6 protein-coding genes and 1 pseudogene are annotated in these 6,243 nt (G+C 39.3%); 3 read left to right on the top strand and 4 right to left on the bottom strand.

Going from position 1 to position 6,243, the window contains the following annotated elements; translation table 11 throughout:
* Nucleotides 1-161: 161 nt before the first annotated feature.
* Entirely contained in the window at nucleotides 162-566 is a 405-nt protein-coding gene (locus HC723_RS09375; protein ID WP_190338882.1) for a LexA family protein, read from the bottom strand.
* A gap of 235 nt (nucleotides 567-801) precedes the next feature.
* On the opposite strand from HC723_RS09375, the gene HC723_RS09370 reads away from it, so the two are divergent.
* The 3 genes and pseudogenes from HC723_RS09370 to HC723_RS09360 all read left to right on the top strand — a co-directional run bounded on the left by HC723_RS09370 (nucleotide 802) and on the right by HC723_RS09360 (nucleotide 2,542).
* Nucleotides 802-1,773: a Fic family protein gene (locus HC723_RS09370; RefSeq protein ID WP_238925443.1), complete on the top strand. Its 972-nt coding sequence runs from the start codon at nucleotides 802-804 to the stop codon at nucleotides 1,771-1,773.
* A gap of 203 nt (nucleotides 1,774-1,976) precedes the next feature.
* Nucleotides 1,977-2,147, top strand: a complete 171-nt coding sequence (locus HC723_RS09365) for an acetyltransferase (RefSeq protein WP_190338880.1) — start codon at nucleotides 1,977-1,979, stop codon at nucleotides 2,145-2,147.
* A 120-nt stretch (nucleotides 2,148-2,267) separates the two neighbouring features.
* A pseudogene (locus tag HC723_RS09360) lies at nucleotides 2,268-2,542 on the top strand (type II toxin-antitoxin system death-on-curing family toxin).
* Between the two features lie 308 nt (nucleotides 2,543-2,850).
* On the opposite strand, the gene HC723_RS09355 reads toward HC723_RS09360, so the two are convergent.
* From HC723_RS09355 to HC723_RS09345, 3 genes are all read right to left on the bottom strand, one after another.
* Nucleotides 2,851-4,068 (bottom strand): tyrosine-type recombinase/integrase, encoded by a 1,218-nt coding sequence (locus tag HC723_RS09355; protein ID WP_194704522.1) that lies wholly within the window; start codon nucleotides 4,066-4,068, stop codon nucleotides 2,851-2,853.
* 414 nt (nucleotides 4,069-4,482) lie between these two features.
* Complete coding sequence (ltaE, locus tag HC723_RS09350; RefSeq protein ID WP_190338879.1) at nucleotides 4,483-5,490, bottom strand: low-specificity L-threonine aldolase; 1,008 nt, start codon at nucleotides 5,488-5,490, stop codon at nucleotides 4,483-4,485.
* A gap of 89 nt (nucleotides 5,491-5,579) precedes the next feature.
* Nucleotides 5,580-6,104 (bottom strand): NUDIX hydrolase, encoded by a 525-nt coding sequence (locus HC723_RS09345; protein ID WP_190338878.1) that lies wholly within the window; start codon nucleotides 6,102-6,104, stop codon nucleotides 5,580-5,582.
* Nucleotides 6,105-6,243 lie beyond the last annotated feature (139 nt).

Raw genomic sequence — 6,243 nt, 5'->3', positions numbered from 1 at the left:
TTGGTATTCTAAAAATTCGAATTTTAGGAAAAATAGTCAAAAACTACTGTTTTTCTGGAAAAGGCTGAGAAGCCTTATCACACATACCTTTCCAGATTTATTTTAGAATCGACCTGTTGCGGTAAGGCATTGGCATCAATCAGTGCGTACATGTTTAAGACTTATTCTACCAGCAAATAACTAGGACGATGACAGCGAATCGAGCGGATCACCACGCCTTCAATGGTGAAGGTATCGTAATCATGGATAGGCACAGCTTGTACCGTTTCATTAGCTGAGAGTAATAAGCGTCGTGGAGTGTCTAAGATTTTGCAGACGAATTCACCGTTAAAGTTGGCCACAATCACATCTTGATTACCTGGCGTCACATAGCGGTCCACGATCAAAATATCATCATTAAAGATCCCAACGCCTTGCATCGACTCACCACAAGCACGACCGATAAAAGTCGCGCTTGGATGCTCAATCAGCAGATCGTCTAAGCTGAGCGGTAACTCGGTATATTCTTGAGCTGGAGACTCAAAACCAGAGATTCCAGCACTTGCTTTGATTGGTATGACTTTCATAAACTCAATATACTGTACAAATAAACAGTATTGTAGCGGTGGGATGTATGAGAGGTCAATTTTTATCAGAACGTAAGTATTACAATTTCCTAAAAGATGTAAGCTTTATTACGAAGAGCGGGTTCTATCATTTCAAATCTTAGCCTGTGTATACTGATAATACGTCAATGACTGGAAAAACGCGCGAATGTCATATACACCACTATTTCAATTAACTCACAGTATGATGCGATTAATGGCTGAGACCTCAGAATTAATCGGCAATTGGACTGCGGTCAATGACCATGATCTTCTGCCAAAGATACGCCGTGAGAACCGAATTCGTACTATTCAGGCTTCTTTAGCGATTGAACAAAATACTTTAACCCTTGAGCAAGTGACGGCGGTCATTGAAGGCAAGCCAGTACTTGGTGATCAAAAGGAAATTCAAGAAGTTCATAATGCGTTAGCGGCTTATGCAGATATGCCTAATTGGAATAAAGCTAAGTCGAATGATGTATTAAAAGCGCATCGTATATTAATGATGGGGTTACTTAATGATGCAGGGCATTGGCGATCAGGTGGGGCAGGAATATACCGAGGTGATCAATTGGTCCATATGGCACCACCAGCCAGCCAAGTACCAAGGTTAATGGAGCAACTCCTAACATGGCTCGATACGACGGATGCACATCCCCTTATTGCGTCAGCTGTATTTCATTATGAGTTTGAATTCATTCATCCATTTAGTGATGGTAATGGCCGTATGGGGCGATTGTGGCAAACTTTGATATTAAGCGATTGGCAGCCGTTATTAGCATATTTACCTGTGGAAACAGTGATTAAGTCTCATCAAGAAGAGTATTATCAAGCCTTTCGAGAAGCTGATATTAAAACAGACTGCTCAAACTTTATTGAATTCTTATTACAAGCATTGGCAACGTCACTTAAAGAAGCAATGAATAACAGTACTCAAACTCAGCATGATAATGAATCAAAAGCGCGGGTAGAAATGAAGGTAGAAACGCGGGTAGAAGTGAAGGTAAAAACACCAGACCGTATATTAACGCTTTTATCAAAAGACGGTTCATTGACCCAAGCAGAAGTTGCTAAGGAATTATCACTCTCGAAAAGTACGGTCGAGCGCACTATAGCAAAATTGAAAAAAGAAGGATTGCTAACTTATATCGGTCCCAAGAAGGGCGGATATTGGCAGGTGGTTGAATAGGAAAGCTTTGTTAATCTAGACTGAGATTTTCAAGGATGGATCTACAGATGGTTAATACGTTAAAGTAACAAGAATGTTATACACAGAGATTCAGGTAGCCATCAGAATAATGCTCATTAATTCATAATAATTTATACTCTATTCTGGTGGTAGTTTCAGTATGTTTTAATGGCTATTTAGCTAGCTAAATTTAAGGTACTAAAATGACAAAAAAAATAGAATCCTATGGTGTTCAAGCGGTTGTAAGACCTAAAATAAAGGCATCTAAAGAACTCGATCTAAGCGGCATTTATGGTCAACAAATCGTAAAGTCTGAGACAAAGCTTGCCTTAAGAACGCATAAAAAGACATTTGATAAGTTGGCTCATATGTAAATGAAAGCTATTTGTTTCCCATTTGAGCGTGTTATTGAAATAAATATGCTCATTCTTACTACTGAGCCAGGTATGAAAGGACAAGCTGATATTTCAAAATGACAAGGAGCATTAGGTCGAATTGATAATGCTATTGTCTATGAAGGTCTGGATGATGTTTTTGAGATTGCGGCTAAATATACGGTTTCTATTGCAATGGCACATGCATTACCGGATGCGAACAAAAGAACAGGATTAATTGTCGCATTAGAATATTTGTCATTAAATGATTACGAATTAACGATCGATGATGATCTTTTAGCTGATGCGGTAAGAGACCTTGTTTAGGTGAAATCTACGAAGGCACATTTGCTGATATCTTGTATGCGCAATATGTGCAATCTCAGGATAAATAAAGTTAGCTATAATCAGTCGCGTCAAAGGCGAAAGCACTAAAAAAGTAGGTGGGATGAAGTATTGCATCATCAATTATCACTAGAGATATATCGAAACTTCATAAGAGATGAGGCTCGCGCTTCATCTCTTTTTTGCTACCAATTCAAAAGCCAAAACAACTTTAAGGTTGTCAGGCTATCCAGCTTGTTAAAGTTGATTTTTATAAAAATAGATCTGTAATTGGCCACCCTGCTCACTCCACCAATTCATAATTTCATTCCTTTGTTCGAAAAAATCACTTCTCAGATAACAGCTAGTCGAACAATAATTAGTTACCCTGTGACTTTGTGATGTATTCACTCCACCAGCACATAATATCTTTTCTTTGCTCAAGGAAATCTGTACGCAAATAGCTTGCACGTGTTGTATTTTGATCAAGGTGAGACAAGCAAGCTTCAATCAATAAAGTATCAAATCCATTTTCATGTAATGCTGTCGAAGCGATGGATCTTAAACCATGGGCTACTAACTCATTTTTAAAACCCAGACTACGTTTTAAAGCAGCATTAGCAGTATATACACTTGCGTGATTATTCCTGTTTCTTTCACCTGGGAAAACGAACTCACGATTTTCACTATAACGTTTCATCTCCAATAAAATATCAATGCTTGATTGTGTTAAAGGCACTCTGTGTATTCGTCTACGCTTCATTTCTTCAGCAGGGATGGTCCATACTCTGTTTTCTAAATCAATGTCAGTCCAGCGTGTTCTAGCTGCCTCTTTGGGGCGAGCGATGGTATGGAGTTGCCACAAGATCAGAAGCTTTGTTTTATTTTGAATGGTTTGGTTAGATTCTAATTTGAATAAAAGTTCCCCGAGCATATCAGGGCGAATGGAAGGCATATGAGTGACTTCATGTTTTTCAAATGCTCCGATCATTTTAGTTAGAGGATTTGCTTGGATGATATCGCTGGCAACAGCAAATTCCATGATTTGATTTAAGGTCTGGCAAATACGCTTAATCGTAGATAACTTTCCGTCCTTTTCTAATGGCCGAAGAATTGTAATTGCTTCACGACGAGTTATTTCAGCAATAGGACGAGAGCCTAAATGGCTTAAAACGTACTTTTCTAATGTTCGCCAAACTCGGTTAGCATGGAATTCACTTACGGATTTCTTTTTTCTTTCAAACCACTCGGTGGCTATAGATTTAAAAGAATCATCATATTTTCTTTGTTCTTCTATTAGCTTCTCTTCAAGATCTTGTTTTGGATCTATACCTAGAGTTAGTTGTTTCCTATATTCCGCAGCAATAGCCTTAGCTTCCTGCAAGGTTAGTTCAGGGTAAGCTCCCATGGAGATCTTCATATCTTTATTAGATATAGGGTGCTTATATTTGAATTGCCACGACTTTCCACCGGCATTGAGCTTCTTCTTTGATTTTGTTGGACGAACTCTAAGGTACAAACCGTTATCAACAGTCAAGTTGTATTCTTTGTCTTTGTACTTGAGATGTTGAACTGTTTTGTCGGTTATTTTAGCCAAGAGAGTCCTACCTTGAAGATATCTGATTCGTGTGGAGAGTATACTTGAAATAGGTAAAAGTGGGGGAGTTTTTGGGGGACTTTTGGGGGACTTTTTAAGGTGGATTTTAATAGATTACATTGGACGTTAATAGATGATGGTTTTGTTATCCTGTTGAATTTAAATAAAAAAATAAACGGTATTGGACATTATGAGACGTGAATAAAAGAGACCCGGAAACCATTGGATGCTGTTGTTAATTGTCGACATTGAATCGCCTTTAATTGGATGCAGTATTAAGATTTTTTAATTAAGGCGGATATTAACACCTTCTTTGGTTTTAGGGGAGTTTTGCCTACTCTTGCATTCAAATCATCACAAGAGTTTACTCACCTTGTGATGATTTAATCACAGATAATTTAATGTTTGTCACACTTATGCGACTAATGGCGCTAGTACTTGTAAAAATCGCTCAACATCTTGACGATTAATATCTTTATGCAAAACAAAGCGCATCGGTTGGCTACAACTAATGGTAATGCCTTGTTGTTGAAGGCTTTGTTTTAATGCGGCTTGATCAATGTTGTCATCGATTTTGGCGAATACAATATTGGTATGCACCAGCTCAGGCTTTAAACTAAAAGCGTCTAGGGCATTTAAGCCTTTGGCTAAGATCTGAGCATTCTCATGATCGACTTTCAATTGTGAAATTTGCTCAGTTAATGCCAATTTACCCGCCGCGGCTAAAATGCCAGCTTGACGCATTCCGCCACCCAGCATCTTACGAATACGACGGGCACGCGAGATAAATTCTTTAGTACCCAATAATAATGAACCGACAGGGGCCGCTAAGCCTTTGGATAAACATACCGTCATTGAATCAAAGTATTGCGCGATTTCTTTTACATCGACATCCAGTGCAACCACTGCGTTATAGACACGAGCGCCATCAAGGTGCAGCTTTAGATCATGTTTATGAGTAAATTCACGTGCTTGCTTTAAATAATCTAAAGGCAGTATCTTGCCGTTGATGGTGTTTTCAAGGCTAAGTAATTTGGTTTGAGCAAAGTGAGCATCATCGGGTTTAATCGCACGCTCTAATTTTTTAAAACACAAGGTGCCATCAGGTTCGTTTTCGATCGGTTGTGGTTGAATTGAGCCTAATACCGCCGCGCCCCCCCCTTCAAATTTATAGTTGTGTGCTTGCTGGCCACATAAGTATTCATCACCACGCTGACAATGCGCCATTAATCCAAGTAAATTGGCTTGGGTGCCCGATGTCACAAACAATGCCGCTTCAAAACCGTGTTGTTGCGCCGCCCATATTTGCAGATCATTAACCGTAGGATCGTCGCCATAAACATCATCCCCGACAGCGGCGGTTGCCATCGCTTGACGCATAGCTTGAGTAGGGTGAGTAACAGTATCTGAACGGAAATCCATGTTAAGTCCTTATATTATTTAGAAAAAATAGATTATGTGGTGCTACTTCTTGGTGTTAGTCAGCTTTGTTATATATAACTAATAATGGGTTAGCGATCAAAATAACCGCATAGCTTGGCTTTACTGATGCAAGCAATGGTTTTGGCATCGGTGAGTACATCATCGCAGATCCATTGTTCTACTTGTTTCAAACTGGCTTGGGTGACATCAATAATTTCATCGTTATCAAGTTGCTGTTGCGCAGGGGCAGATAAGCGGGTAGCAACAAAAAGATATTGAATCTCATCACAAAAGCCTGCCATTGGGGTGCATTGCCCAAGTGGGTGTATCTCTTGTGCTCGATAGCCGCTTTCTTCGGTCAGTTCCCGTTTTGCACAAGTGAGCGGGTCTTCGTTATTTTCAATGGTGCCAGCAGGTAATTCTAAAATCCATTTATTAAGGGAAGGGCGAAACTGCTTAAGTAAAATGATTTCGCCATTCTCGGTGATCGGTAAAATGACCGCCGCGCCAGGGTGGATAATCGTGGTGTGACAAATCGATTGACCGGTTGGAAGCGTCACCTCTTTTTCAATTAATTGAATATTTTTCCATTGATGTAAAATTTGCTGGCGCATACTAAGATCTAATAAAACACAAATGAGGCTTTCATAGTGCCATTTAGGCTGTTAAATTCAAAGGTAATTGTTCAAGCCGTGGATAGCTCTCAGTTTTTCTTATTACTGTTTCTTATTACTGTTTCATATTACTGATTGA

The organism is Vibrio sp. S11_S32, from assembly GCF_014694465.1.
In the GTDB taxonomy this organism is placed as follows: Bacteria; Pseudomonadota; Gammaproteobacteria; order Enterobacterales; family Vibrionaceae; genus Vibrio; species Vibrio algicola.
The sequence above is the reverse complement of the archived record's forward strand: the minus strand, read 5'-3'. Positions and strand labels throughout refer to the sequence as shown.